Genomic DNA, 26,535 nt, shown 5'->3' on the forward strand with positions numbered 1-26,535 from the left:
CGTGCGTCTGCTGTCGATTGGCGTCTTATGCCTCAGCATGCTGATACTGGCCCTGGCCAATGCGGCGCGGCCGACCAACGCCGACCTGAAGCGGCAGGTCGTGAGTGCCGAGCGCGCCTTCGCCGCCACCATGAAGGCGCGCGACCATGCCGCCTTTCGCGGTTTCCTGGCCGAGGAAGCCATCTTCTTCGACGGCAGCACCCCGCTGCGCGGCCGCGACGCCATCGCGCGCGCCTGGCGCCCGTATTACGACGGCCGCCGGGCGCCGTTTTCGTGGGAGCCGGACCAGGTCGAGGTGGTCGATTCCGGCACGCTGGCCTACAGCGGCGGCCCGGTGTTCGACGCCGCCGGCAAGCGGGTAGGGCGTTTCAATTCGATCTGGCGGCTGGAGGCGCCGGGACGCTGGAAAATCGTGTTCGACCGTGGCGACACGCCGTGCGCGTGCGCGGCTGCCAATCCCAAGTAGGCATGTAACCCAGACAGGAGCGCATATGAAGCGAGTGACAGGCATCGGCGGCATCTTCTTCCACGCGCAGGACCCGGCCGCGCTGCGCGCCTGGTACGGGCGCCACCTCGGCATCGACGTGCTGCCCTGGGGCGGCGCGGCCTTCAGCTGGCGCGGCGCCGACGGCCAGCCTGCGGGCGGCACCACGATCTGGTCGATCGGCCAGGCCGGCAGCGACCATTTCGCGCCGGGCACCGCATCCTTCATGATCAATTACCGGGTCGATGACCTGGACGCGCTGCTGCAGGCGCTGCGCGCCGAGGGCTGCCAGGTGCTCGACAACACCGACGATGGCGAATTCGGCAAGTTCGGCTGGGTGATCGACCCGGAAGGGAACAAGGTCGAGTTGTGGCAGCCGCCGGCAGGCCAGTAAGCACACGCGAAGGAGTCCATGATGTCCACCCTTGAAACGCCGCCCGTCGCCCTCGCCGCCGCCACAGCGCCGGCGCGCACCAAGCCCTCGAATTATCCGGAACCCTTCGCCGCGATGATGCAGGGCCGGGTCAAACGCCCGCTCGGCGATCCGTTCGGCCTGCAGGGCTTCGGCGTCAACCATGTGACCATGGCGCCGGGGTCGATGTCCGCGCTGTTCCACCGCCACGCGGTGCAGGACGAATGGATCTACGTCCTCAGCGGCGAACTCGTGCTGGTCCACGACGGCGGCGAAACCCTCCTCGGCGCCGGCATGTGCGCCGGTTTTCCGGCCGGCGGCACCGGTCACCAGCTGGTCAACCGCTCGGCGCAGGAAGCGAGCTACCTCGAAGTGGGCGACCGCCGCCCCGGCGACAGTGCCACGTATCCGCGCGACGACCTCGCCGCCGAGCGCAGCGGCGACGGCTGGCGCTTTACGCGTAAGGACGGCACACCGTACCCGGGCTGCTGAGCACGGAAAGGATGATTCGGCGACAATGGGGCATCCATGCAATCCGGAGACTTCATGTCCACACAGGCGATGCCCGCTTCATCGCCGCTGGCGACCGTCATTCGCGTCACCAGCGGCAACTTCCTCGAGATGTTCGACTTTTTCCTGTACGGCTTCTATGCCACCTACATCGCGAGCACCTTTTTCCCATCCGGTAACGAATACCTGTCGCTGATGCTCACCTTCGTGACCTTCGGCGCCGGCTTCCTGATGCGGCCGCTCGGCGCCGTCATCCTGGGCAGCTACATCGACCGTATCGGCCGCCGCAAGGGCTTGATCGTGACGCTGGCGATCATGGCCTGCGGCACCGTATTGATCGCCTTCGTGCCGGGCTACGCCACCATCGGCGTAGCGGCGCCGCTGCTGGTGCTCACCGGCCGCCTGCTGCAGGGCTTCTCGGCCGGCGTCGAGCTCGGCGGCGTGTCGGTGTACCTGTCCGAGATGGCGCCGCCGGGCCAGAAAGGCTTTTACGTGAGCTGGCAGTCGGCCAGCCAGCAGGCCGCGGTGATGGCGGCGGCGGCGCTCGGCTACCTGCTCAACCAGCAGCTGGCGCCGGGCGTGATCGGCGACTGGGGCTGGCGCATTCCCTTCTTCGTCGGCTGCTCGATTATCCCGATCGTGTTCGTGATCCGCCGCTCGCTGCAGGAGACCGAAGCCTTCAAGGCGCGCAAGCACCGCCCGGCCTTCCGCGAGGTGGTCGGCTCGATGGTGGCCAACTGGCGCCTGGTGCTGCTGGGGATGATGCTGGTGGTGATGACCACGGTGTCGTTCTACCTGATCACCGTGTACGCGCCGACCTTCGGCAAGAGCGTGCTGAAGCTGAGCGCGGCGGACAGCCTGCTGGCCACCTTCTGCATCGGCCTGTCCAACTTCATCTGGCTGCCGCTGATGGGCGCGCTGTCGGACCGCATCGGCCGCTGGCCGCTACTGGTCGTGTTCACGGTACTGCCGATCCTGACCGCGCATCCGGTGCTGGCCTGGCTGGTGCGCGACACCACCTTCGCCCACATGCTGGAAGCCGAGCTGTGGCTCTCCTTCATGTACGCCAGCTACAACGGCGCCACCGTGGTCGCGCTCACCGAGATCATGCCGGCCGACGTGCGCACGGTCGGCTTTTCGCTGGCCTACAGCCTGGCGACCGCGATCTTCGGCGGCTTCACGCCGGTGGTGTCGACCTGGCTGATCCAGGTCACCGGCGACAAGGCGGCGCCGGGCTACTGGATGGCGGCCGCCGCGGCCTGCGGGCTGGTGGCCGCGCTGATCCTGTACCGGCCCTGGCGCGGCGGGCGGGCGCAGCCCCAGCCGCAATGAATATGGCGTAAGCGACGGCGCAAGCGGGGCTGCCGATGCCGGAGCTTGCCCTCGGCGCCGCCCGAGCCGTTACGGGCGCTTGCGGCCGAGCGAGGCGACGACCGGCGCCATCAGCACCGCCAGCAGGGCGATCGCGGCGGAGATATAACCGATCTTGTCCAGCCCCAGCGTCGGGATCACGGCGCCACCGAGCATGGCGCCGATGCCGATGCCGGCATTCGCGGCCGAGACATTGGTGGTACCGGCCAGCGCCTGGGAATGCGTCGCCGAGGTCATCACGCGCACCTGGCATACCGGGAACAGGGCGGTGTAGGCGATGCCCCATACCGCCAGCACCAGGCAGAACATCGGAAGCGCATGCACGGCCGGCACGCTCAGCGCCATGCCGATGCCGAGCAGCGCCGCGAAGCCTGCCGTGGCCTTGACCGGCGCGCGGTCGACCGCCTTGCCGCCCAGCCAGTTGCCGACCAGGCCGATCGCGCCGAAGCCCATCAGCCACCAGCCGACCCGGGCCGGGGCGATGCCGGCCAGGCGCTCGAGGATGTCGGCCAGGTAGGTGTAGGCGGTGAACATCGCGGTGAACACGACGATCGACAGTGCGACGTTGGCCAGGAAGTAGGGCTCGCGGAACAGGCGCGCCTGCTGCTTGAAATCCATGCGCGGGGTGCGCGCCACCGCCGGCATCAGCGCCCACAGCGCGGCCGCCATCAGCAGCGACAGCACGGCCAGCATCCAGAACGAATTGCGCCAGCCCACGCTGTTGGCGGCCACGGTGCCGAGCGGGATCCCGAACAGCAGGGCCGCCGAGATGCCGAGGTACACGCGCGACACCGCCTGGCCGGCCTTGGCGGGACCGGCCAACTGGCCCGCGGTTTCGCTGGCCGTGCCCCAGAACACCGGCAGCGCCAGCGCCGGGATGAAGCGCGCCAGCGCCAGCACCCAGATGTTGGGTGCCAGCGCGGCCAGGGCGTTCGACAGGGCGAACACCACCAGGATCGCGATGAACAGCTTCTTGCGGTCCAGGTGCGACAGCCAGGCCGTCAGCGGCGGCCCGAACAGCATGACGGTAAAGGCGAACAGGGTCACCAGCTGGCCGGCGGCCGAGATCGAGATGGCGAGGTCGCGCGACAGCGCCGGCAGCAGGCCGACAATCAGGTATTCGGTGGTGACGATGACGAAGGCGGCGATCGCCAGGATCAGGATCGAGATGGCGGCGCCGGGCTGGGTGGTGTCGTGCGCGGCGCGGGTGATGGTGCTTGGTTGGGACATGGACAGGCCTTCGATTGCAGGGGTAAGCATGCTATTCGATATGTGTGGTCTTATCTCGGGTATTTTTTCTATAATTCGCGGAATTTATTTCCGGAATAAGGCATGCCGAACAGTGAACGTTTGAAAGGGGTCGAAGTGTTTGTCGCCGTGGCCAGGGCTGGCAGCTTCGTGCGCGCCGGCGAGCGCCTGAACCTGACCAGTTCCGCGGTCGGCAAGGCGGTCGCGCGGCTGGAAGCGCGGCTGCAGGTACGCCTGTTCGAGCGCAGCACGCGGCGGCTGGCGCTGACCGAGGCGGGCGGCCGCTTCCTGGCGGCCTGCACCCGGGTGCTGAGCGAACTCGAGGAAGCCGAGCATGCGCTCGGCGGCGACGGCGAAGTGCTGGCCGGGCGCCTGCGCATCGACCTGCCGGTGACCTTCGGCCGCCTGGTGGCGCTGCCGCTGCTGGCGCCGTTCTTCGGGCGCTACCCGCGCCTGCAGCCGGTGCTGTCGTTCACCGATCGCTATGTCGACATCCACGACGAAGGCATCGACGTGGCCCTGCGTATCGGCAGTCCGGAAGCCTGGCCGCCGTCGCTCGGCCATTGCTACCTGGGGCAGGAGCAGAAGGTGTTCTGCGCGGCGCCGGCCTACCTGGCCGCGCACGGGATTCCGGCGACGGTCGAGGATCTGGCGCAGCATGCCGCCATCATGTACCGCAAGGCCGACGGCAGCATCAGCCCGTGGCTGATCCGCAGCGGCGAAGGGCGGGCCGCACCGCGCATCGAAAAGACCGCGCTCGACGCCCGCATCGTGGCCGGCAATGCCGAGGCCCAGCGCGACCTGACGCTGGCCGGCCTCGGCATCGCCCAGTTGCCGACCTGGCTGGTCGGCGGCCAGCTGGCGGACGGCAGCCTGGTGCAGGTGCTGCCCGCCCATGCGACGCCGGGTCTGCCGCTGCACGTGGTCTGGCCCAAGGCCAAGGCGTCGCTGCCGCGCGTCAGCCAGGTGGTGGCGGTGCTGTGCGAGGCGCTGGGCGACGCGTCCGACGCTGCGCTCGACGGCGCGGTCGACGGCGAGGTCGATGCCGCAAGTTGACAAAGTGTCTTTATTTCTCGTCTCTCCTCTGCTAGAGTCCGGCAACACTTTTGGGAGACTCGAGATGAAACGCATCATTGGAGCGGCCGTGCTGGCCTGCGTGCTGGCTTCCGCGGTAACGGCATGCGGCGGCGCCGGCGATGGCCCGCCGCTGGGCGAGTTCGCGGCGATCACCAAGAAGGAAACCGACGCGCCCTTCGTCCTGACCGCGCCGTCATCGCGCAGCCCGGCCGCGTTCGTGTACACCAGTTCGAATCCCGCCGTGGCCACCGTGAGCGGTGCCACGGTCACGATCAAGGGTGTCGGCCAGGCCGAGATCACGGCCGCCCAGCCGGGCTACGAAAGCTACGGCCCGACGCGTACGTCGACCACGCTGACCGTCAGCGCGGCGTGCGTCAGTCCGGCCACGGTAGCGAATTACGCCTGCACCGCGCCGGTGTCGCCCGGCGCGACCGCCGTGACGGTCGACGGCCTGATCTACGCGCGCGTGCTGCACACCGACACCTATGCGCACGCCACCGACTTCTGCGCCGGCACCGTGATCGACAGCGTCGCCAACTGGCGCCTGCCGACCCAGGCCGAGCTGGCGCGGCTGGCGGCGTCGGGCAAGATCGCCGGACACAACTGGCAGCTGGGCAAGGCCTGGACCTCGACCGCGGCGGGCGGCGCGAACGCCGCCCACATGGTGCTGGACCTGGAGACCGGGGATGCCGTCAACCGCACGGATACGGACGTGGCTTACGTCAGCTGCGTGCGTTGAGTTTCGATCCTGTATTTTGATACGACCGTCTGACCACGTCGTTCCCGGCATTGCCGGAAACGACTCCCCGCCTGCGCGGGGACAACGAGGTATGCAGCGGTAGGTTTACGCCGGCTCGGCATGCTCCACCAGCAACTGCACCTTGGTCACGCCGTTGTACTCGTTGGCATCCAGCCGGAACGCCACCCGCGCCATGTCGCCGAGCGCATCGGTGTGGCCGAACCAGATCGCGTCGTAGCGGCGGCCATTGCGTTCCAGCAGCAGCTTGAGGTGCTTGTCCTTCAGGATGCGCTGGCTGACCACGCGGAATTCGTCGACGAACACCGGCGGCGCGAAACCCTGGCCCCAGACCTGGCCATCGAGCAGCTCGATGAACTGGGTGCTGTAGAAATCGTCTTCCAGCGGGCCGTCGGTCTCGACCACGCGTTCCAGCTGCGCTGCGCTGAGCCAGGCCTGGCCGACTGCTTCGAAAGCCTGGCTGAAGGTATCGAAGTGGTCGCCGCGGATGGTCAGGCCGGCCGCCATCGCGTGGCCGCCGAACTTGTCGATCAGCCCCGGCACCCGCTTGGACACCAGGTCGAGCGCGTCGCGCAGGTGGAAGCCGGGGATCGAACGGCCCGAACCCTTGATCCAGCCGTCGCCGGCCGGCGCGAAGGTGATGGTCGGGCGGTAGAATTTTTCTTTCAGGCGCGACGCCACGATGCCGATCACGCCCTGGTGCCAGCCGTCGTCGAACACGGCGATGGTGCTGGCGGCGGCCGGTTCGAAATCGTCCAGGTGCAAGAGGGCAGTGCCCTGCATGTCGGCCTCGATCTCGCGCCGCTTCAGGTTGATTTCGTTGAGCTGCTGGGCGATGGCCCAGGCACGGCCTTCGTCGTCGGTGGTCAGGCACTCAATCCCGAGCGACATGTCTTCCAGGCGGCCGGCGGCGTTCAGGCGCGGCCCCAGCGCGAAGCCGAGGTCGAACGGCGAGGCGGTGCGCGCCTCGCGCCCGGCGACGCGGAACAGCGCGGCCACGCCGGCATGCATGCGCCCGGCACGCATGCGCTTCAGGCCCTGCGCCACCAGGATGCGGTTGTTGGTGTCGAGCTTGACCACGTCGGCCACCGTGCCCAGCGCGACCAGGTCGAGCAGGGAATCCAGCTTGGGCTGGGTCTGCGCATCGAACACGCCGCGCTTGCGCAGTTCCGCGCGCAGCGCCAGCAGCACATAGAACACCACGCCGACGCCGGCCAGGTGCTTGCTGGGGAAGCCGCACTCGGGCTGGTTCGGGTTGACGATCACGCGCGCGTCCGGCAGGCGGTCGCCCGGCAGGTGGTGGTCGGTGACGACCACGTCGATGCCGCGCCGCTTGGCCGCTTCGACGCCGTCGATGCTGGCGATGCCGTTGTCGACCGTGATGATGATGTCCGGCGCTTTTTCGCGCGCGGTCAGCTCGACGATTTCCGGCGTCAGGCCGTAGCCGTACTCGAAACGGTTGGGCACGATGTAGTCGACGTGCGCGTTCATCGCGCGCAGCCCGCGCAGGGCCACCGCGCAGGCGGTGGCGCCGTCGCAGTCGTAGTCGGCGACGATGGTCATCTTCTTGCCGCCCCCGATGGCGTCGGCCAGGTAGACGGCGGCGGCGTCGATCTGCAGCAGGGTGGCCGGCGGCAGCAGCGCCTGCAGCTCGCTGGCGAGTTCACGCGCGTCGGTCAGGCCGCGCGCGGCGAACACGCGCGCGAGCACGGGGTGGATGCCGCCCTGGCGCAGCATTTCGGAATGGCGTGCCGGGCAGGGACGGATGGCGATGCGGGTTTTCACAGTGCGGGTCTTTAAATGAGTGCTTCCAGACTCGGACGGCGCCAGAATTTGCGTTGGGCCATCGGTGTCGTTAGGAGTTCCAGGTGGCCGTCGCGGTGGCTCAGCACCAGGCGCAGGCTCTGCACGCGGCCTTTGCCCAGCAGCGCCAGCAGCGGCGCGAACAGCTCGGCTTCCAGATACTGGATGGCGCGCAGCCAGCCGTCCCAGTCGGCGGCAATCGCCGGCGCAGCCGCGTTGCCGGCCACCAGCAGCAACTGGCCGGCCTGCGCCGCGTCGACCCCTGCCAGCAGGGCCGAGGGCGTAGCGGCGCGCGTGCCGGCGAGGGCATCCAGCCAGCCCGGCACCGCATGGGTCAGCACGGCAGGCCTGTCCATCGACTTGCCCTGGGCGCTGGCCACCAGGCGGGTGGCCTCTTCGGTCGCGCTGCTGGCGCCGCCCCAGGGCCAGATCGAGTTGATCGGCACCTGGCCGCGCGCCTCGCGCGCCGCGTTGACCGGATCGGTGTACCAGCTCACCTGCACGTCATTCTGCAGCTTGCGGAAGGCGCGCGCCTGGGCGCCGGTCGGCATCCAGTCGGTCAGGTTCATGCCCACCGCCGCGTCGAGGCTCGCCGTGTGCAGGTCGTCCCAGGCGTCGGCACGCATGAACCAGGTGTCGGCGCTGCCGTAGCGCAGGTCGTAGCCGGCTTCCGTGAAATCGGCCAGGGCGCTGTCGAACAGGGCGCGGCCTTCGTCCTCGCGCAGGTCGAGCTGGCGCGGGTCGCCCATCATCAGGTGGGTGCGGGCGATCTGGATGTGAGTCGGATTGACCACGAACCAGGTACCATCCTGCGGGTCGAGGCCGAGGCCGCGCATCGCGCTGGCGGCCACGGCCGGCTCGAGGCCGCGCATCAGCCCGAGCGCGCGGGCGATCCACAGCTCGTGCGGCAGGACACGCGCTTTCGGATCGAGCGGATGGTAGCGGCGCTCGGACGTGCGCGACGACAGCGCCGCCAGCGCCGGCGCTTGCAGGGCGCGGATCAGGTCGGGCGCGAATTCGGGAACGGGGAGGGCGAACGGCAGGACAAGCGAAATGTGGGCCATCCTCATATTGTAGGCCATGTCCGCCAGAAATGCGCGGTCTGTGCAGACATGGCCGGTTTGCTAAGGCTGCGGCTTGCCGGGAGGTTTCTCTGGCGTGGCGGCGCCCTAGGTGCTGCCGGCACCGCCGTCGCCTGCGACGTCGGCTGGCGAACCGGCAGCGCGCATGGCGCCGGTGCCGAGATTCGGCCCGCTGCCGGAGGTGCCGGGCACGACGCCGGCGCGCGCATGGACGATGCCGCCGGCGTCGCTGCTGGCCGAGCCGGCGCCGCTCAGGCCGGCCGCGCTCAGGCCGACGGTCTCCTCGTACCAGGTCTGCACCAGCGACAGGTGGGTGCGCTCCTGCACCAGGGCGTCGCTGAAACGGTCGACAAGCTTGTCTTGGCCGCCTTCCTCGGCCAGCGCGATCAGGGTCTCCCAGCCGGCGTCGTCGCACAGTTCGATGGTCAGGATGGCATGCAGGCGTTGGCATCGCAAACGCGGGACAGGCTGGTGCGCGGATCGTTCAGCACCTGCACCATGCCCATCGACTCGACCCCGGCCACGTCCGCGCTGGGCGTCTGCGCGGTCGGGTCGCCACCCATCGATTCGATCGCTTCCTTCATCAGCAGCATGTGGCGCGCCTCGTCGCCGCGGATGCTGGCGGCCTGTTCGCGCGTGATCGATCCCATCGATGTGGCGGCATTGCCATCGGCTTGGAAGACGTCGAGCTTGGTCAGCAGGGCGTCGTACAGGCGCGTGCCGGTGCGCTCGAAGGCCAGCCGTTCAGCCATCTTGTCGAGCAGGATCTGCGGCTTGTCGCCGGTCAGCATGTTGACGCCCATGCTGACCATGCCGGTCACGGTGCCCGGCGCCGGGATCGAGCCGATCCCGCCCGAGTCGGCGATATAGGCTTCGCGCAGCTGCAGCGCGGCGCTGTCGTCGCCGGGCGTGCCGCGCGTGAGGATGTCGTCGTCGTCCAGCATGCGGCCGGTTTCCAGCGGCGACATCTGGATGCCGGTCTTGTTCATTCCGACGTGTTCATGTTGTTGCGCCATGATGTCCTCCGATGGGGCTCAATGCAGGGTGGCCGGCATGCTGGCCGCAGTGGCCATGCCGGTGGCCTGGGCCGCGCCGCTGACTGCGCCGCGGGTGACGATTTCGGTGCCCGGCGCCCACACGTAGCCGGCGGAGATCGCCATGCTGGGCGAGCCGTCGCTGTTCATCCGGGTGCGGTAGGCGATGCTGTCGCGGCTTTCCTGGTCCTTCGGCACGAACTGGGTGCCGAGGGCGCGCAGGTCGACCTCGTCGACCAGCACCTTGCGGTAGAAGTCGCGCTGCGATTTCAGCGGGATCGGCGCGTCGAAGGCGCCGGTGATGACCTCATGCGGATCGCGCCGCTCGTACTTCGCGAAGGCCTCGGCCGCGGTGTGGAAGTGGCCCAGCTCGTAGTCGAGGAAGCGTTCCCAGATCGCCTTGATCTCGTGGTTGGTCTCGCTCTCGACGCAGCTGTAGTAGTTGTAGCACTCGTTTGCCTCGTGCAGCATCCACTTCTCGAGCCAGGTCTCGGTCGGATCCAGCATCGATTCGTACTGGGTGACGTGCTGCTCCTCGACCGAGGCGATCTCGGCGTACAGCTGGCGCGCCACCGGGTCGGCGAACAGCGGCCCCACGTTCATGTAGTACTTCTGGGTCTGCTGTTCGGTGGCGGTGATGGTCAGCGCATGCAGCTTGCTCAGCATGTGCGCCGTGCTGCGGTCATAGGGCACGCGCAGGTCGTCCGACGGATGGCGGTGGTGTTCCCAGGTCGGACGCGCCGGCAGGATGTCGGTGTAGCTCTGCACGATGTTGTTCGGGTCCTTGCCCTCGAGGCGGTCGAGCAGCGCGGAATAGCGGTACAGGTGGTCGACGTCTTCCAGCAGGCCGAAGCGGTAGCACTGGGCCAGGTAGCCGTCCGGCTCGCGCTGGGCCACCGCCGCGGTCAGTTCGATCGCCACCTGTTCGTAGGCAATCGTGGTCTCGAGCGGGGAATGGTCGGGCGACAGCAGCCAGTTGACCATCGTGGCCTGGTGCTGTTCCGAGCGCCGGATCAGTGCCAGCGGCAGGCGCAGCGCGCTGTTGCAGCGTGCGCAGTTGTGCGAGAACGCGAGCGCTTCGAGCTCGATGCCGTTCATGATGATGACGCGCACGCGCGTAAACGCGTCGTCGTCGAGCTTGCTGAGGGGTTTGCGCACCAGGTCGCGCCAGGTGTAGCGCTGGTTGTCGATCGGGGTGCCTCTTGAATCGAACACGCTGAATGCCATGGTGATTCTCCTGAAACGGATGCGCCGTCGGGGTTCGGCCTTTTCGTACGATAGGCGGGCGGGCGCGAAGTTCCGTCGGCGCGGTTTCATTCGAATTTTGGTCGCTCTGTTAGGAAATTGTTATTCCAATTGTGACAAGACCCCACATGGATGAGTTTTGTGTGGCACACTGCCACACCAGATGGTTTTAGACCGGAGCACATGAGCCTCATCCACAAATTGCCCTACGAATGGCTGGTCGGCCTGCGCTACACGCGCGCCGGCAAGCGCAGCAACCGCAACAGCTTCATCTCCTTCATTTCCCTGATTTCGGTGTCCGGTATCGCGCTCGGGGTGGCGGCGCTGATCGTGGTGCTGTCGGTCATGAACGGCTTCCAGAAACAGGTCACCGACCGCATGCTGTCGGTGCTGGCCCATATCGAAGTCTTCGATGCGAGCGGCAGCATGCCGGACTGGCGCAAGGCCGAGCAGGAAGCCTTCCGCAACCCGGCCGTGCGCGGCGCCGCGCCCTTCGTCGAGACCCAGGGCCTGCTGGTCAAGGACGACGCCATGAAACCGTCGAGCATCCGCGGCATCCTGCCCGACGAGGAGCCCAAGGTGTCCGACGTGGCGAAACAGGTGCGCCAGGGCAGCCTGCAGGACTTGCGTCCGGGGCAATTCAATATCGTGCTGGGCTACGCGCTGGCGCGCTCGCTCGGCGTCGGCGTCGGCGACAAGGTCAACATGATGCTGGCCCAGGGCCAGATGACGCCGGCCGGCATCGTGCCGCGCTCGCGCCTGTTCACCGTGGCCGGCATCTTCGAGGCCGGCCACTACGAATTCGATTCGAGCATGGCCTTCATCCACATCCAGGATGCCGAGCGCATGGAACGCCTCGACGCCCCCAACGGCCTGCGCCTGCGCCTCGCCGACATGCACCAGGCGCCGCAGGTGGCGGCCCAGCTCAAGGGGCAGATGTCGGGCAACCTGGTGATGCGCGACTGGTCCAAGCTCAACGCCAACTGGTTCGCCGCGGTGCAGACCGAGAAGCGCATGATGTTCATCATCCTGACGCTGATCATCGCGGTGGCCGCCTTCAACCTGGTCTCGACCCTGGTCATGACCGTCACAGACAAGCAGCCCGACATCGCGATCCTGCGCACCCTCGGCGCCTCGCCGCAGTCGATCATGAAGATCTTCATGATCCAGGGCGCCCTGGTCGGCATCATGGGCACGCTGGCCGGCGTCGGCCTGGGCGTGCTGGTGGCGCTCAACATCGACGTCATCGTGCCCTTCATCGAGCACCTGTTCGGCATCCAGTTCCTGTCCAAGGACATCTATCTGATCAGCGAGATCCCTTCGGACATGCGCTGGCCGGACGTTTTCAAGATCGGCGGCGTCTCGGTGCTGCTGGCATTCGTGGCGACGATCTATCCGAGCTTCTCGGCGTCGCGCGTCAAACCGGCTGAGGCCCTGCGTTATGAATGACATGAACCACACATCCAACAATAATAATCCTACTGCCGGCGGGGTGGCGGTGCTGGCCTGCCGCGGCGTCGGCAAGACCTTCACCCAGGGCGACTATTCGGTCCAGGTGCTCGGCAACATCGACTTTGCGATCGGCCGCGGCGAACGCGTGGCGATCGTCGGCGCCTCCGGTTCCGGCAAGTCGACCCTGCTGCACATCCTCGGCGGCCTCGATACCCCGAGCACCGGTGCGGTCACGTTGCAGGGAGAGGATTTCGCGACGCTGTCCGAAGCCCGCCGCGGCGAGCTGCGCAATGCCTCGCTCGGCTTCGTCTACCAGTTCCACCACCTGCTGCCGGAATTCTCGGCAGTTGATAACGTCGCCATGCCGCTGCTGATCCGGCGCATGAAACGCGCTGATGCGCTGGCCCAGGCCGAGGCCATGCTGGCGCGCGTCGGGCTGACCAAGCGCGCGATCCACCGCCCGGGCGAACTGTCCGGCGGCGAGCGCCAGCGCGTGGCCCTGGCGCGCGCGCTCGTCACCCAGCCTGCATGCGTGCTGGCCGACGAGCCGACCGGTAACCTCGACAGCCAGACCGCGCAGGGCATCTTCGACCTGATGCTGGAACTGTCCAAGACCCTCGGCACCTCCTTCGTCATCGTCACCCACGACCCGGAACTGGCGCGCCGCTGCGACCGCGTGCTGCGCCTGGCCGAGCACGGCCTGCATCCGGAGCGCTGATTCCCATGACGGCGCCGCTCTGGATCGATACCCACTGCCACCTCGACGCCCACGAGTTCGGCGACGAATCGCTGGCCGTGGCCGGCCGCGCCGGCACCCAGGGCGTGGGCATGATCGTGATCCCGGCGGTCGAGCGCGGCAACTTCGACGTCGTGAAACGCCTGGCCGACGGCGCGCCCAACGCCAGCTATGCGCTCGGCATCCACCCGATCTGCGTACCCAGGGCCAGCGACGACGACCTGCTCGAGCTGCGGCGGCGTGTCGAAGCGTCGCTCGGCGACCCGCGCTTCGTCGCCATCGGCGAGATCGGCCTCGATTTCTTCATCCCGATGCTGTGCGAACCGGCGATGCGCGAGAAGCAGGAGCGCTTTTTGCGGGAACAGCTGCGCATCGCGCGCGATTTCGACCTGCCGGTGCTGACCCACGTGCGCCGCTCGCAGGACCAGGTGCTCAAGCACCTACGCCAGATCCGCCCCAACGGGGGTATCGCGCATGCCTTCAACGGCAGCTTCCAGCAGGCGCAGAATTTCATCGACCTCGGCTTCCACCTCGGCTTCGGCGGCGCCATGACATTTACGCGCGCGCTGCAGATCCGCCGGCTGGCGCTGCAACTGCCGCTGGATGCCATCGTGCTCGAGACCGATGCGCCGGACATCGCACCAAGCTGGGTCCATCCGGGGCGCAACAGTCCGGAACAGCTGCCGGCAATCGGCCACATGCTGGCCGAGTTGCGCGGGATCGCGGCCGATGAGGTGCAGGCTTCGACCTACCGCAGCGCATTGGCTGCCATACCGAGACTCGCTGCGATCATGTAGGGTGGGCACGCCGTGCCCCCGCGGAATCCGGCATTGATCGAACCTCCCCGTGGGCTCGGGGAGCCCACCCTACGGCCCCATCGGCGTCGCGTAATCAAAACGCATACCGCCGCTGCATAAACTGCGTTCAGACCGCCCCCGCTGCGCCGAGTTCCACAGCCCTGCCATCGTCCGCGATACACACCTCCACGGTGCGCCGCACGCCACCCTGCAGATGCGCTGGAATCGCTTCCGCGCGTCTGCGGAATCATAATCTCCGTGTCCGGGAAGCATGGAAAAATGACCACATCTACCGCATTGCGGCATCGTCATCGGAGAGATTGTGGAAAGCACCACCGAGTTCCTGCGGGTCCTGCAGCACGAAAAGTCCCTGAGCACCGCGCACCGCGCACTGCGCCTGCGCCTGGCGCACGGCGGGCAGCAGGGCGCCGGCACCTTCGATGACGTCCTGCTGCCGCAGCGCGTGGTCGGCAGCGAAGCGGTCTGCGGTGGCGTCGAGTACCGCATCGCCTGCCTGGCCGGCAGCCCGGCGCTGCCGCTGAAGGAATTCATCGCGCTGCCGGCGGAACTGCAGTTCGTCACCGACCGCGGCCAGCTGCGCAGCGTGTGCGGCATCGTCACCGAAGCGCGCGCCGGCGACGCCGACGGCGGCCTGGCGGCCTACGAACTGGTGCTGCGCGACGTCTTCGCCGTCATGGAAAAGCGCAGCGGCAGCCGCATCTTCCGCTATCACAACGAGCTCGAGATCGTGCAGGTGCTGTGCGACGAATGGCGCCATGCGAACACGGTACTGGCCAGCGCCTTCGAGCTCGAACTGGACCCGCTGTTCGACATGCGCAATTTTCCGCCGCGCGAGCAGACCATGCAGTACAACGAATCCGATGCCGCCTTCGTGCGCCGCCTGTTGAAACGGCGCGGCATCGGCTGGCTGTTCCGGCCGGGCCGCAGCCGCACCACCGCGGTCGACCCACTGCACGACCGCACGCCGGCGCATACGCTGGTGCTGTTCAACGATGCCAACAGCCTGGCCCGGAATGGCGCCGGCACGGTGCGCTACCACCGCGACGCCGCCGCCGACGGCCGCGACACCATTACCTCCTGGACCGCGGCGCGGCGCCTGCAGCCGGGCGTCACCACCCGCCACAGCTGGGATTACAAGAACCCGGGGACGCCGCAGTTCATGACTACCAGCAGCCGCGGCAACGCCGACCAGGGCCCGGGCGGCAACCGCCTCGCGGCCACGCTGGACGATTACCTGGTCGACATTCCGCACGCCGGCAACGACGTCGAGGACGGCTGGCGCCTCGGCCAGGTGCGCATGAACCGCCACGAGTTCGCGTCCAAGTGCTTCGAAGGCGAGGGCAGCGTGCGCGACTTCTGCGCCGGCCAGTATTTTTCGCTGGCGGGCCATCCGGAAATCGACACCCATCCGGCATCCGAGCGCGACTTCGTGATCACCGAACTGCACGTCAGCGCCGACAACAACCTGCCGCGCGAACTCGACGCCCGCGCCAGCCGCCTGCTGCCTGACCCTGCCTGGCCGCCGCTGGCGGCGCCGCGCGCCGGCGACGGCGCCGCGCGCGTGCGCGTGCGCTTCTCGGCGGTACGGCGCGGCATCCCGATCGTGCCGGCCTTCGACCCGCGCATCGACCTGCCGCATCCTCAGCTACAAAGCGCGATCGTGGTCGGCCCGAAAAGCGAAGAAGTCCACTGCGATGCGCTGGGCCGGGTCAAGATCCGCTTTCCCGGCATGCGCGCCGCCGACCACGCGCATGCGCACGGCGCCGGCGCCTCGGATTCGCCGGCCGATTCGGCCTGGGTACGGGTCGCCTCGAACTGGGCCGGCAACGGCGGTCCGGGCAACGGGGGCGGCGCCGGCAGCCGGCACCAGTCCGGTTTCCTGGGCCTGCCGCGCGTCGGCACCGAGGTGCTGGTCGCCTTCCTCGGGGGCGACCCCGACCGTCCCATCGTGCTGGCACAGCTGTACAACCAGCGCGCCGCGCCTCCCAGCTTTAGCGCCGTTGGCGACCTGCCCGGTAACCGCTACCTGTCCGGCACCCGCACCCGCGAAATCCAGGGCCGGCGCGGCAACCAGCTGCGCTTCGACGACAGCCAGGGCGAGATCAGCGCCCAGCTCGCCAGCGACCATTGCGCGTCCGAACTGAACCTCGGCTGGCTGACCCGGCCCAAGTCCGGCGGCGCAGGCAGCCCGCGCGGAGAGGGCGCCGAACTGCGCAGCGACAAGGCGGTTGCCGTGCGCGGCGGCCAGGGCGTCCTGCTCAGCGCCGAAGCCAGCCCGGAGGCGGAGGGCGCCCAGCTGGCGCGCGCCGGCCTGGTCGGGCTGGCCGAGGTCATGCAGGGCATCCTCGACGAAGTCGGCAAGCTGGCGGCCGTCCATACCGGCGACGAGCCGGCTGGCGAGCGCATGGCGGCGCTGGTCGACAAGCTGAAGCGCTGGCACGAAGGCAGCAACGTGGCGGAGGGCGGTACCGGCGGCGGCGCAGCCATCGTCGCCGCCACCGCGCCGGCCGGCATCATCGTCGCCAGCCAGGACAACCTGGCGCTGGGCGCGTCCAGCAAGATCGACGTGGTCAGCGCCGGCGATACCGAAGTCGCGGCCGGGCGCAACCTGTTCCTGCGCGCCGCCCGCAGCATCGCCATGTTCGCCCACGAGCTAGGCTTGAAGCTGGTGGCCGGCCGCGGCAACATCGTGGTGCAGACCGACCAGGGCCACATCGAGATCAAGTCCTCGGGCCGCATCAGCCTGATCGCCGCCGAGGGCATCGAACTCGATGCGCCCTTCGTCAGGGTGGTGGCACCCGGCGCCCAGACCGACTGGGCCGAAGGTTCGATCACGCACCAGACCAGCGGCGCGCAAGTCATGAAAGGCGCCAATTTCGTGCACCTGGGGCCGGGCGGCGCGACGCCACAAGGACTCAAGCTGCCGAGCGCGCGTCTGCAGACCGACGAATACGTGGTGCTGCACCACCAGCAGACCGGCAAGCCGGTACCGAACCAGCGCTACATGGCGCAGCTGGAAGACGGGCGCACGGTCACCGGCCGGACCGACGAGACCGGCAAAACCTCGCTGCTGATCGGCGACATGATCGGCGACGTCGCCATCACCTTCCTCCCCGATTGATCCGTCCCACCCATAACGATAACGGAGCGCCCCATGGCCGACCCGACCCGCCCCTTGCCGAACCTCGTCCCGCAGCCCGACGGCAGCTGGGTGGGGCATACGGTGTTGACGCCGACTGCAATGCATACGCGCGGGTTGTTTACCATGCCTCCCTCGAAAGTGGTGCCGGTGATCGTGGTGCCGGGGATCATGGGGAGCAACTTGCGGTCCAGTACGAATCGAAACGGACCGGCCAACCGCGAACTTGGACGGGGCGAGGCAGCGTGGCGCGCGCCGAACGGCACATTCGAGGGCCTGTATGCCGCGCACGTCTGGAAGAACCGCAAGCCTCGCACGCGCCAACTGATCCTGGATGCCGACAACCTGGAAGTCGACGACGGCGGTCGGATCACCTTGCCCGATGATGCCGGTCGGTACGGTGCAACCATCGAAGAAGTACGAAAGCGCGGATGGGGCGAGGTGCACTGGGACTCGTATGGCAAGCTGCTGTACGAACTGTATATCGGGCTGAATCGCACTTTCGAAATGGACGTGCATGACAAGAGCAGGGTGTTGCGCGGCCACTGGCGCGACGTCATGGAATGTGACCCGGCGCGCTGGGGAGTACGTTCCATCGAGAAGATCACGGAGAAGGAACTGGAAAAACACGCCGACTATTACTTCCCGGTATACGCCAGCGGCTACAACTGGCTGGCATCGTGTGAAGAATCGGCAAAGGACTTACGCAAACGCATCGAGCAAATCATCGGATTCTGGCATCAAGGCACACGCCAGTGCCATAAAGTGATTCTGGTAACGCATTCGATGGGTGGATTGGTGGCGCGCGCCTGTGCCAGGCAGATGCCCGACAGCGTCCTGGGTATCGTCCACGGTGTCATGCCTGCGCTCGGCGCCCCGGTCTGCTATCGCAGGATTGCCTGCGGCACTGAGAAATGGAGTCCAAGTAATAGCAGCGTCGACAATGAAAAAGCGCAGTGCGTGGCCGAGATCCTGGGCGAAGTGCCCGCGTCGACCATGGCCGTGATGGCGACCTCGCCCGGTGCCTTGCAACTGTTGCCGAATCATCTGTATCCGAAACCCTGGTTGCATGTGCATATGGTCAGCCGGGTCAACAACAAGGATGTCGGGCGCGACGTAGTGCATCTGCCGGTCGGCAATCCGTACGACATGTATCGCGACATGGACTCGTGGTATCGGCTGGTAGACCCGCAATTGGTTGACCCGGCGGACAAGTACCGCCGGGACGTCAACAAAATCAAGCATGCCGTGCGCACGGCGATCGACAGCGCTGAACGTTTCCATCGTGACACATTGGGCAGCTACTATCACCCGAACACTTATGTCTTTTATGGCGCGGATCAGGCGCAGATGTCGTTCGGTGCCGTGCGCTGGGTCGCACGTGATCCGGGTAAAGGGGCAGTGTTCACGGAGGCAAACGTGCGTGATGCTGCACGGACCGGCTATGCGGCGTCCGGCGGACGTCGTGTCAGAGTGGAAGGCCGTACCGATCTGCATTTCGTGCCGGCACGCCAGGACGTTGCCGGGGACGGCACAGTGCCTTACCAGTCCGGGGCAGCCCCCGGGGAAAACGCTCGGCAAGTGTTCGACATCCGCGGTTTCGACCATCAGGGTGCGTTCAACCACGATGCCGTCCTGTTGCTGACCCGACATCTTATCGTCAAGATGGTCCAGGCGCTGCCATGAAAAGCGTGAGAGAAGATCGATTGGCCGAGCTTCGCGCGTGCGGGATGCGAAGCGTTTGCACGCAAAGTCAGGCGGTTGCCCATACCGCCGCCAAGCTGATATAGAAGCTTGCCATGAAGCGATTGAGAAGACGCGGATGGCGTGAAGTCATCGTTTTGCTGGCAGCGCTCGTCTGTGCCGGAAGCTGGGCCGCCGGCCAGGTCCGCAGCATGCGAGACAAATCCGAGGTGGCAAAAATGACGGAAAAGATGAAATCGGTGTGTGTCGGACGCTATCTGGTCGACGTGCCGGCACAGGCCGAGGTGAGCCTGTCACACGAGATGATCGATGGGTTCGACGTTGCCACTGTCGATGAGAGCGAGGCCGCATTTCGCGAGCGGCTGGCGTCACGCGAGGCTGACCTTGAGGCCCGCGGCAGCGCCAGCGACGGAACAGGCGGCATGGTCGAAGCAGTAGACCTGCGTATCGACGCGATGGTCGGCCGGACCTTCGTCTTTGGGCGTAATCGTGGCTACCTGATGAAAGGCGATCAGCGTATCGAGGACGAATTCGTATCGGTCGAGGCGCATGCGCATATCGGAGGGCTGAGCTTCATGCTCGCGATGAAATATGCGAACGAAGCCGATGCCGGGCGGGCCGCAGCGCTGCTCACGAGATTGCGCCCACGCGGCCAGGAAGAGATTCCGGCGATCCCGGGTTTTTGTATCGGGCGCGCCATCTTTGCCGAGCCTCTTCCGGCCCACAGGACCGAGCACGCCGCGATGCACGTCAGGCTGCCCGATCATCCGGACGTGGCCATGGCCTTCGTCAGTATGCCGGGCGGCGGTACCGACCCGGATCTTCTTGCGCGGTCGGCCGATACCGATGCCTCCGACACTGCGGTCGACGCGCTGCGCGTGACCAAGCTGCGTGCCGACAAGCGCAATATCAATGGCCTCGCCGGTGAAGAGCTGCTGGAGCGTTTCCGTGAACTGAATTTCGCCACGACGTTTGCATTCATGTGGGAGACGCGCGGCGTCGACGATGACCCAATGCGGTCCTTTCTTTCGCTCGAACTGCAGGCGGGGATCAGTCCCGAACCAGGCGGTAGACCGGCCGACGCCAGCCTGCATGAAGACGCGGTCGTGGCGCTGTGGGATAGCGTCGCTTCCAGCATCCGTGTGCGCCCAACCGGTCCGCTACCGGCAGCCGGTTCGTCCACCGAACCGCCAGGGCCGAAGCTGGGCACCACGGCCGTCGCGGGTGACATGTGCCCGCAGTCCGGCTGGTGGCAATGCCGTGAGGGCGGCCCCGGCCTCGACGTGCATGGCGGCCAGGTGCAATACATCCGCAAGGGAGAGCGCATGCCGCAGGCGCTGCTGCTGCCTAAGCAGACGCTATGGCAGAAGGTCAGGCGTGTCCAGCCGAGCATGGAAAGTCCGCGCCTGACCGCCTGGACGCTGGTCGACAAGCGCATGCGGCCGCGCGTGACGTCAGTCGTGTCGCTGGCGGCGGCCGGCCCGCCACCGGCCGGCTTCGACGCGGCCACCGCCGAGCCGCGCGCAGCGGTCGGTGCCTACGTGCGCACCGGCGAAACTTGTCCGGCGAGCGGCTGGTGGCGCTGCGAGGAAGTGCACGCGCTGGACGGCACGCGCTGGTTCGCACGCGGCAGCGTGCTCCCTGTGGCCACCTTTCAGGTACCGCCCGGCGTGTTCGGCAAGGCAGACGGGCCGGAAGTGATCCAGCGCCGCAGCCTCTGGCTATTGATGCGCCAGGTCGATGCGCCCGCCATGACGCAGGCGACGCCGCCGTCAGGCGCTGGCCTGCCGCTTGGCGAGCCGCCAATGCTGGCTTGAAGCGCCCGGTGGGGCCGGAACCTCATTTGAAAAGCCGTCATGAGAGAACTGAGACATAAACGTTGGTTTCAACGTGCCGTCCTGCTGTCGCTCCTTGTGTGTGCATGCGCATGGGGCAATGGCCAGCTCCGAAGTCATCGGGACAGATCCGAGGTGGCAAACATGACGGAAAAGATGAAATCGGTTTGTGTCGGCCGCTTCCTTGTCGACGTACCCGCAAATGCGGCAGTCATGCTGTCGCGCGAGATGATGGACGGCTACACGATCGTGACGGTTGAGGAAATCGAAATGGCATTCCGTGAGCGAATCACGGCACGCGGAGCTGCCATTCAATCCCCTGGCTCTGCTGTCGATGGAACTGGAGGCATGGTCGAGGCAAGCGACCTTCATGTCCCCGGCATGATCGGGCGGAAATTCGTGTTCGGGCGTAACCGTGGCTATCTGATGGAAGGCGACCGCCGGATCGACGACGAGGATGTCTCGGTCGAAGTCCACGGACATACAGGAGGCATGAGTTTTTCGCTGTCGATGAAAAATGCGGACGTCGCCGATGCAGACCTCGCTGAAGGGCTATTGGCACGTTTAAGACGAAGGGGCGAAGATGAGGTGCCCACCGGTCCGGGATTCTGTATCTGGAGAGGGTTTTTTGTGGAGCCATTACCGGCTCATGCTACCGAACATATCGTGATGCATATCGGTCTGCCCCGTCATCCCGACGTCGGTATCGCATTCGCCAGCTTGCCGGGCGGTGGCACTACACGCAGCCTGCTGAAGCGGGTGAAGGATATGGATGCGGAGGCCGGTGCGGACGAAATGCTGCGCGTGACCAAGCTGAGAACAGGGAAACGCCACATCAATGATCTGTCCGGTGAGGAGGTACTGGAGCGTGTCCGCGAACTCAATTTCGCGACTACCTTTGGATTTGTCTGGGAGACTGAAGGCGTAAAGTACAACCCGCTGAAGCCTTTCTTGTCGCTGGAGCTGCATTCCGGGATCAGCCTGGAACCCGCCGCAAGGCCAGCTGATTCGAGCCTGCATGAAGACGCTGTCCTGGCCCTGTGGGACATGATCTCCTCCAGTATCCGCATGCGTCCGACCAGCCTGCCATTACCCGCCGGTCATTCGCCGCTGCCTGAGCCGAAGTTGGGCGCAATCGCCAACCCAGGCAACGCCTTCCCCTGACCCGGCATGCGCTGCCTGATCCTCGGCTTCGTCGCTGGCGTCCTGGTGCTGCAGAACGCCGCCACGCTGCCGCCGTCCGGACTACAACTGTGCTGCGCCGCCGCCGCCCTGATGCTGCTGCTTGCGGCACGGCGTGCGACCCGGACTTCAAGCGGCATCGCAGCCTGCGCCGGCGCCGGCATCCTGCTCGGCTACGCCTGGGCCGCGCTGCTGGCCCAACTGGCACTGGCGCCGGCCCTGTCCACGGTCGACGAAGGCCGCGACCTGCAGGTCGTCGGCATCGTCGACAGTCTGCCGGCGCGCTTCGAGCAGGGCATCCGCTTCAACCTGAAGGTCGAGCGCACGCTGACGCCGCAGGCTGCCGTACCGCCGCGCGTCGCCCTGTCCTGGTATGCGGACAGGGGCCAGGCCGCCGGCGCGCTCGCCGAGGTGCAGCCCGGGCAGCGCTGGCAGCTCACGGTGCGCCTGCAGCGCCCGCACGGCAACGCCAACCCGGGCGGCTTCGACTACGAAGTCTGGCTGCTGGAGCAGGGCGTGCGCGCCACCGGCTACGTGCGTGCGGCAGGTAGCGACAACCGCCGCCTCGACGAGGTGGTGCCCGGCATCGGCACCGCGGTCGAGCGCAGCCGCGCCTTCCTGCGCGAGCGCATCCTGCATGCGCTGGCGGGCAGGGAATATGCCGGCGTGATCGTGGCGTTGGTGATCGGCGACCAGCGCGGCATCGAGCAGTCCGACTGGCAGGTGTTCAACCGCACCGGCATCGGCCACCTGATCTCGATCTCCGGCCTGCACATCACCATGATCGCCGGGCTGGCGGCGCTGGGCGCATCGACGCTGTGGCGGCGTTCGTTCTTTACCGGTGCCCAGTTGCCCTTGCTGCTGCCGGCGCAAAAGGTGGCGGCGCTGGCCGGCGCCGTGGCCGCCCTGCTGTACGTGCTGCTGGCCGGTTTCGGCGTGCCGGCCCAGCGTACGCTGTATATGCTGACGGTGGTGGCGCTGGCCCTGTGGAGCGGGCGCCTGAGCGCGGTCACGCACGTGCTGTGCGCGGCGCTCGGGGTGGTGGTGGTGCTCGACCCGTGGGCGGTGCTGTGGCCCGGCTTCTGGCTGTCGTTCGGCGCGGTGGCGATGATCCTGTTCGCCGGCCATGGCCGGCTCGGACCGCAACCATACGGCATGCGCGGCACGCTGCTGCTGGCCGGACGCACCCAGTGGGCGGTCACGCTCGGGCTGGTGCCGCTGACGATGCTGCTGTTCGGCCAGGTCTCGCTGGTCAGCCCGCTGGCGAATGCGGTGGCGATCCCGCTGGTGAGTTTCGTCGTCACGCCGCTGGCGCTGGCCGGCAGCCTGCTGCCCGAGCCGCTGTGCGGCTGGCTGCTGGTGCCGGCGCATGCGGCGGTGGCGGCGCTGGCCTGGCTGCTCGGCCACCTGGCCGCGCTGCCGGCCGCGGTGTGGCGGGCGCCGGCGCCGCAGGGCTGGGCGCAGTCGTGGATATTCCTGCTGGCGCTGGGTGGCACCTTGTGGATGTTAATGCCGCGCGGCTGGCCGCAGCGCTGGGCCGGCGCCGTGGCCTGGCTACCGCTGCTGCTGCAGGCGCCCGACCATCCTCCGGACGGTGGCTTGCGCGTGACCGCGTTCGATGTCGGGCAGGGGATGGCGCTGCTGGTCGAGACCGCCGGCCACCGCCTGCTGTACGACACCGGTCCCGGCTATGCGCCGGGCGCCGATGCCGGTAGCCGCGTGCTGTTACCCTACCTGCGCATGCGCGGTATCGGCGCGTTCGACGGCATGGTGATCAGCCACGGCGACGTCGACCACACCGGCGGCGCGGCGGCGCTGCTGGCCGAGCTGAAGGTCGGCTGGCTGGCGTCTTCGCTCGCTGCCGGGCATCCGCTCGCACGGGCTGCGCCGCGCTACCTGCAGTGCGCGGCCGGCCAGCACTGGGAATGGGACGGCGTCCGTTTCGAGATGCTGCATCCGGCGCCGGCCAGCTACGCCGACACCGGCCTGAAGGCGAACGCGCGCAGCTGCGTGCTGCGCATCAGCCGTGGCAAGGGCAGCGGGCGGCGCAGCGTGCTGCTGGCCGGCGACATCGAAGCCGCCCAGGAAGCGGCGCTGGTGGCCGGCGCGCCCGGCCGGCTGCAGGCCGACGTCCTGCTGGCCCCGCACCACGGCAGCGGCACCTCGTCGACGCCGGCGTTCCTGCGCGCGGTGCAGCCCAGCGTCGGGATCTTCCAGGTGGGGTGGCACAACCGCTATCGCCATCCCAAGAAAGAGGTCTATGAACGCTACGGTGCGCTCGGGATCGAGCGCCTGCGGACCGACCTCGCGGGTGCGCTGACGATCGAGGCCGGCGACGCCGTCGCCATCGACAGCTACCGCGCCGTCCATGCCCGTTACTGGTACGGGCACTGATGTTCACAATATGTCAATGTCGGAATACTTTACAGAGACACCGGGCTGAGGCTGGACTGTTGCCGTAAGTCCTTGAAATTGCTGGAAAGAACGCAAATGGCATAAGTTGTGCTTGTGAAAGATGCTTACTGTCAAAAAGTGACTTATGAAAAAGCTAATCACCTGCGCGCTCGCCGCATTGTCCATCCATGCCAGCAGCCAGGCCAACGTCGTCTATGAGTGGCAAGGTAACAACAATGCCGCGCCTTTCAACATCACCTTGCGCATGGAATTCACCGACGCCGCCTTCGAGGCCGGTGCCGTGCACGTGAGGGCGCGCCCGTACCAGTTCCTGCCGAACACCGGCCTGGTCGCCTTCCATTACAGCTTCCCCGGACCGGCGCAGCCGGTTTCCTACTTGCCGACCGAGCGGCCGTTCGGCGAAGGCGAATTGCTCGACATGGATATCGTGTTCGAGGACGACCTGACGCTGTCCGGGACGTTCAAGGCGATCGGTATCGAGAGCCATGTTTTCATGGACAGCGTCGGCAGCTTGTTCACCGTCACCAACGCCAACAGCGATGCCGGCATGGGGTGGGCCGGCTGCGCGCCGTGGACGGCGTGCTCGGGCGCGACCGGGGTGTTCCGCCAGGTACCCGAGCCCGGCAGCATGGCGCTGGTGGGGCTTGGCCTGCTGGGCCTGGCGCGCCGGTTCCGGGCCCGGCGCGGGAAACCACCGGCGCTCTGATCCGCTCAGGCCGGCGGCGCCTCCGCCAACGGCAGCGTGATCGTCACCCGCAGGCCGCCGCCGATGCGGTTGGCCGCGGTGATGCGTCCGCCGTGGCTGTCGACCACGCGCCTCGCGATCGCCAGGCCCAGGCCGTGGCCGTCGACGTTGTTCATGGTCGGATTCGAGCGGAAGAAGGGTTCGAAGATCTCGCCCAGGTGTTCGGGCGCGATGCCGGGACCGCGGTCGAGCACGTCGATGTCGGCCTCGCCGTTCCCGCCGCGCAGCTCGACCTCGACCTCGCTGCCGGCGCCGCCGTGCTTGACGGCGTTGCGCACGATGTTTTCCACCGCGCTCCACAGCAGGTCCGGGGCACCGCGCACCGTCACCGGTGCCGGCGCATGGACCTGGATGCGGGCGCCGGCCTCGAAGCGGGCGTCGTCGGCGATCTGGTCGATCATCTCGACCAGGTCGACCGGCTCGCAGGCCGGCAGCGTGGTCGATGCTTCCAGCCGCGACAGCGTCAGCAGCTCGCCGACCAGGCGGTCCATGCGCACGCTCTCGCGCTCGATGCGTTCGAGCGAGGGCTGGATCTTGTCCGGCTGCTGGTGCGCCAGGCCGATCGCCGCCTGCAGGCGCGCCAGCGGTGAACGCAATTCGTGCGAGACGTCGTGCAGCAGGCGGCGCTGGCCCTCCATCAGGGTGCGCAGGCGCGCGCTCATGCGGTCGAAGTCCTGGCCCAGTTCGGCCAGCTCGTCGCCGCCGACGCGCGAGCGGGCGCTGGCGAATTTCGGCGCCAAGTCGCCGGCGGCGGCCGATTCGAAGGCGTTGCGCAGCGCCCGGATCGGACGCGAGAAGTACCAGGCCAGCAGGGCGGCGAACAGCAGGCTGGCCAGCGTTGCGGCAGCCACGCCGAACCAGCGTCCGACGTGCGGCGGGAAACCGAAACCGCCCATCCCGCCCGGCATGGGGCCGGGACCGAAACCCGGCCCCATATGCGCACCGTGGCCGCCGCGCCTGGCGCCGTCCATGCGGCCATCCATGCCGCCGCCCATCGGGCCGATCGGCGCCGCGGTGCCGATGGCGCCGCCGCCGGCTTCGATGCGCGCCGCATCCTGCAGGATCGCGTCCGGGGCGCTGCGCGGGATGCGCGAGGCGAAGGCGATGTACTTGCGTCCGTCGGGGCCGGTGAGCTGGGCCACCGCGCGCGCTGGGTTGTCGTCGCCGAGGTTGCGCGTGACTTCCTCGCGCAGCTTGGCAGGCACCGGGCGGCCCAGCAGTTCGCGGCCTTGCGCGTCCAGCACGTACAGGCGCATGCGGCGGCTGTTGCCGGCCAGGTCGCGCAGGCCGTCGACGCCCGCATGGCGCAGGGTGGCGCGCGCCGCGTCCAGCATCATCATGCCCGGCGGGCCGACGTCGAGGGTGGTCTCGACGTTGCGGTTACGGGTCTGGTCGCGCAGCCAGACCGTGGCGAGCGTGCCGATGGTGGCCGCGACCTGGGCCAGCAGGATGCACAGGAAGAATTTCCAGAACAGCCGGCCCATCG

22 protein-coding genes are annotated in these 26,535 nt (G+C 67.6%); 15 read left to right on the forward strand and 7 right to left on the reverse strand.

Annotation, left to right across the window (positions count from 1 at the left end):
- The first annotated feature begins 37 nt into the window (after positions 1-37).
- The 4 genes from U1H99_RS09280 to U1H99_RS09295 are packed head-to-tail and all read left to right on the forward strand — an operon-like array spanning position 38 to position 2,738.
- A complete protein-coding gene (locus U1H99_RS09280) occupies positions 38-466 on the forward strand; it encodes a YybH family protein (protein WP_323141450.1) in 429 nt (142 codons plus the stop codon).
- 25 nt (positions 467-491) lie between these two features.
- Entirely contained in the window at positions 492-878 is a 387-nt protein-coding gene (locus tag U1H99_RS09285; protein ID WP_323141451.1) for a VOC family protein, read from the forward strand.
- Positions 879-896: 18 nt separating this feature from the next.
- Positions 897-1,388 (forward strand): cupin domain-containing protein, encoded by a 492-nt coding sequence (locus tag U1H99_RS09290; RefSeq protein ID WP_323141452.1) that lies wholly within the window; start codon positions 897-899, stop codon positions 1,386-1,388.
- Positions 1,389-1,442: 54 nt separating this feature from the next.
- Positions 1,443-2,738: an MFS transporter gene (locus U1H99_RS09295; RefSeq protein WP_323141453.1), complete on the forward strand. Its 1,296-nt coding sequence runs from the start codon at positions 1,443-1,445 to the stop codon at positions 2,736-2,738.
- Between the two features lie 69 nt (positions 2,739-2,807).
- Here U1H99_RS09295 and U1H99_RS09300 read toward each other — a convergent pair whose 3' ends face one another.
- Entirely contained in the window at positions 2,808-4,007 is a 1,200-nt protein-coding gene (locus U1H99_RS09300) for an MFS transporter (protein ID WP_323141454.1), read from the reverse strand.
- 102 nt (positions 4,008-4,109) lie between these two features.
- Here U1H99_RS09300 and U1H99_RS09305 point away from each other — a divergent pair, with 102 nt between their 5' ends.
- Together U1H99_RS09305 and U1H99_RS09310 are read left to right on the forward strand one after the other, a co-directional pair.
- Positions 4,110-5,081 carry a LysR family transcriptional regulator gene (locus tag U1H99_RS09305; protein ID WP_323141455.1) on the forward strand — a complete coding sequence of 324 codons (972 nt, stop codon included), beginning with the start codon at positions 4,110-4,112 and terminating at the stop codon, positions 5,079-5,081.
- 64 nt (positions 5,082-5,145) lie between these two features.
- Positions 5,146-5,841 carry an Ig-like domain-containing protein gene (locus U1H99_RS09310; RefSeq protein ID WP_323141456.1) on the forward strand — a complete coding sequence of 232 codons (696 nt, stop codon included), beginning with the start codon at positions 5,146-5,148 and terminating at the stop codon, positions 5,839-5,841.
- Between the two features lie 105 nt (positions 5,842-5,946).
- Here the strand turns inward: U1H99_RS09310 and recJ are convergent, their stop codons facing one another.
- From recJ to U1H99_RS09335, 5 genes are all read right to left on the reverse strand, one after another.
- Positions 5,947-7,596, reverse strand: coding sequence for a single-stranded-DNA-specific exonuclease RecJ (gene recJ, locus U1H99_RS09315; RefSeq protein WP_323142096.1), 1,650 nt, complete (start codon positions 7,594-7,596; stop codon positions 5,947-5,949).
- A 59-nt stretch (positions 7,597-7,655) separates the two neighbouring features.
- Positions 7,656-8,726: a hypothetical protein gene (locus U1H99_RS09320; protein ID WP_323141457.1), complete on the reverse strand. Its 1,071-nt coding sequence runs from the start codon at positions 8,724-8,726 to the stop codon at positions 7,656-7,658.
- A gap of 105 nt (positions 8,727-8,831) precedes the next feature.
- The gene (locus tag U1H99_RS09325; RefSeq protein ID WP_323141458.1) at positions 8,832-9,200 is read right to left on the reverse strand and encodes a hypothetical protein; all 369 of its coding nucleotides are present in this window, start codon (positions 9,198-9,200) and stop codon (positions 8,832-8,834) included.
- Entirely contained in the window at positions 9,170-9,760 is a 591-nt protein-coding gene (locus tag U1H99_RS09330) for a ferritin Dps family protein (RefSeq protein WP_323141459.1), read from the reverse strand. The genes U1H99_RS09325 and U1H99_RS09330 overlap by 31 nt, the downstream gene beginning before the upstream one ends.
- An 18-nt stretch (positions 9,761-9,778) precedes the next feature.
- Entirely contained in the window at positions 9,779-11,005 is a 1,227-nt protein-coding gene (locus U1H99_RS09335; RefSeq protein WP_323141460.1) for a hypothetical protein, read from the reverse strand.
- A 201-nt stretch (positions 11,006-11,206) separates the two neighbouring features.
- Between U1H99_RS09335 and U1H99_RS09340 the strand changes: the two genes are divergently transcribed.
- The 9 genes from U1H99_RS09340 (at position 11,207) to U1H99_RS09380 (ending at position 25,010) form a co-directional block, all read left to right on the forward strand.
- Positions 11,207-12,472: a lipoprotein-releasing ABC transporter permease subunit gene (locus U1H99_RS09340; protein WP_323141461.1), complete on the forward strand. Its 1,266-nt coding sequence runs from the start codon at positions 11,207-11,209 to the stop codon at positions 12,470-12,472.
- A gap of 1 nt (position 12,473) precedes the next feature.
- Positions 12,474-13,193 (forward strand): lipoprotein-releasing ABC transporter ATP-binding protein LolD, encoded by a 720-nt coding sequence (gene lolD, locus U1H99_RS09345; RefSeq protein WP_323141462.1) that lies wholly within the window; start codon positions 12,474-12,476, stop codon positions 13,191-13,193.
- A gap of 5 nt (positions 13,194-13,198) precedes the next feature.
- A complete protein-coding gene (locus tag U1H99_RS09350; protein ID WP_323141463.1) occupies positions 13,199-14,008 on the forward strand; it encodes a TatD family hydrolase in 810 nt (269 codons plus the stop codon).
- 322 nt (positions 14,009-14,330) lie between these two features.
- Positions 14,331-17,150: a type VI secretion system Vgr family protein gene (locus U1H99_RS09355; protein ID WP_323141464.1), complete on the forward strand. Its 2,820-nt coding sequence runs from the start codon at positions 14,331-14,333 to the stop codon at positions 17,148-17,150.
- A gap of 33 nt (positions 17,151-17,183) precedes the next feature.
- Positions 17,184-18,854, forward strand: a complete 1,671-nt coding sequence (locus U1H99_RS09360; protein ID WP_323141465.1) for a Tle4 family T6SS lipase effector — start codon at positions 17,184-17,186, stop codon at positions 18,852-18,854.
- Positions 18,855-18,967: 113 nt separating this feature from the next.
- Positions 18,968-20,689, forward strand: coding sequence for a T6SS immunity protein Tli4 family protein (locus U1H99_RS09365; protein WP_323141466.1), 1,722 nt, complete (start codon positions 18,968-18,970; stop codon positions 20,687-20,689).
- A gap of 162 nt (positions 20,690-20,851) precedes the next feature.
- Positions 20,852-21,871 (forward strand): T6SS immunity protein Tli4 family protein, encoded by a 1,020-nt coding sequence (locus U1H99_RS09370; RefSeq protein ID WP_323141467.1) that lies wholly within the window; start codon positions 20,852-20,854, stop codon positions 21,869-21,871.
- 6 nt (positions 21,872-21,877) lie between these two features.
- Positions 21,878-24,283 (forward strand): DNA internalization-related competence protein ComEC/Rec2, encoded by a 2,406-nt coding sequence (locus U1H99_RS09375; protein ID WP_323141468.1) that lies wholly within the window; start codon positions 21,878-21,880, stop codon positions 24,281-24,283.
- Positions 24,284-24,428: 145 nt separating this feature from the next.
- On the forward strand, positions 24,429-25,010 hold the full coding sequence (locus U1H99_RS09380) for a PEP-CTERM sorting domain-containing protein (RefSeq protein ID WP_323141469.1): 582 nt from the start codon (positions 24,429-24,431) through the stop codon (positions 25,008-25,010).
- Between the two features lie 5 nt (positions 25,011-25,015).
- Here the strand turns inward: U1H99_RS09380 and U1H99_RS09385 are convergent, their stop codons facing one another.
- Positions 25,016-26,533: a sensor histidine kinase gene (locus tag U1H99_RS09385; RefSeq protein ID WP_323141470.1), complete on the reverse strand. Its 1,518-nt coding sequence runs from the start codon at positions 26,531-26,533 to the stop codon at positions 25,016-25,018.
- Positions 26,534-26,535 lie beyond the last annotated feature (2 nt).

The organism is Massilia phyllosphaerae (assembly GCF_034659755.1).
GTDB lineage: Bacteria > Pseudomonadota > Gammaproteobacteria > Burkholderiales > Burkholderiaceae_D > Telluria > Telluria phyllosphaerae.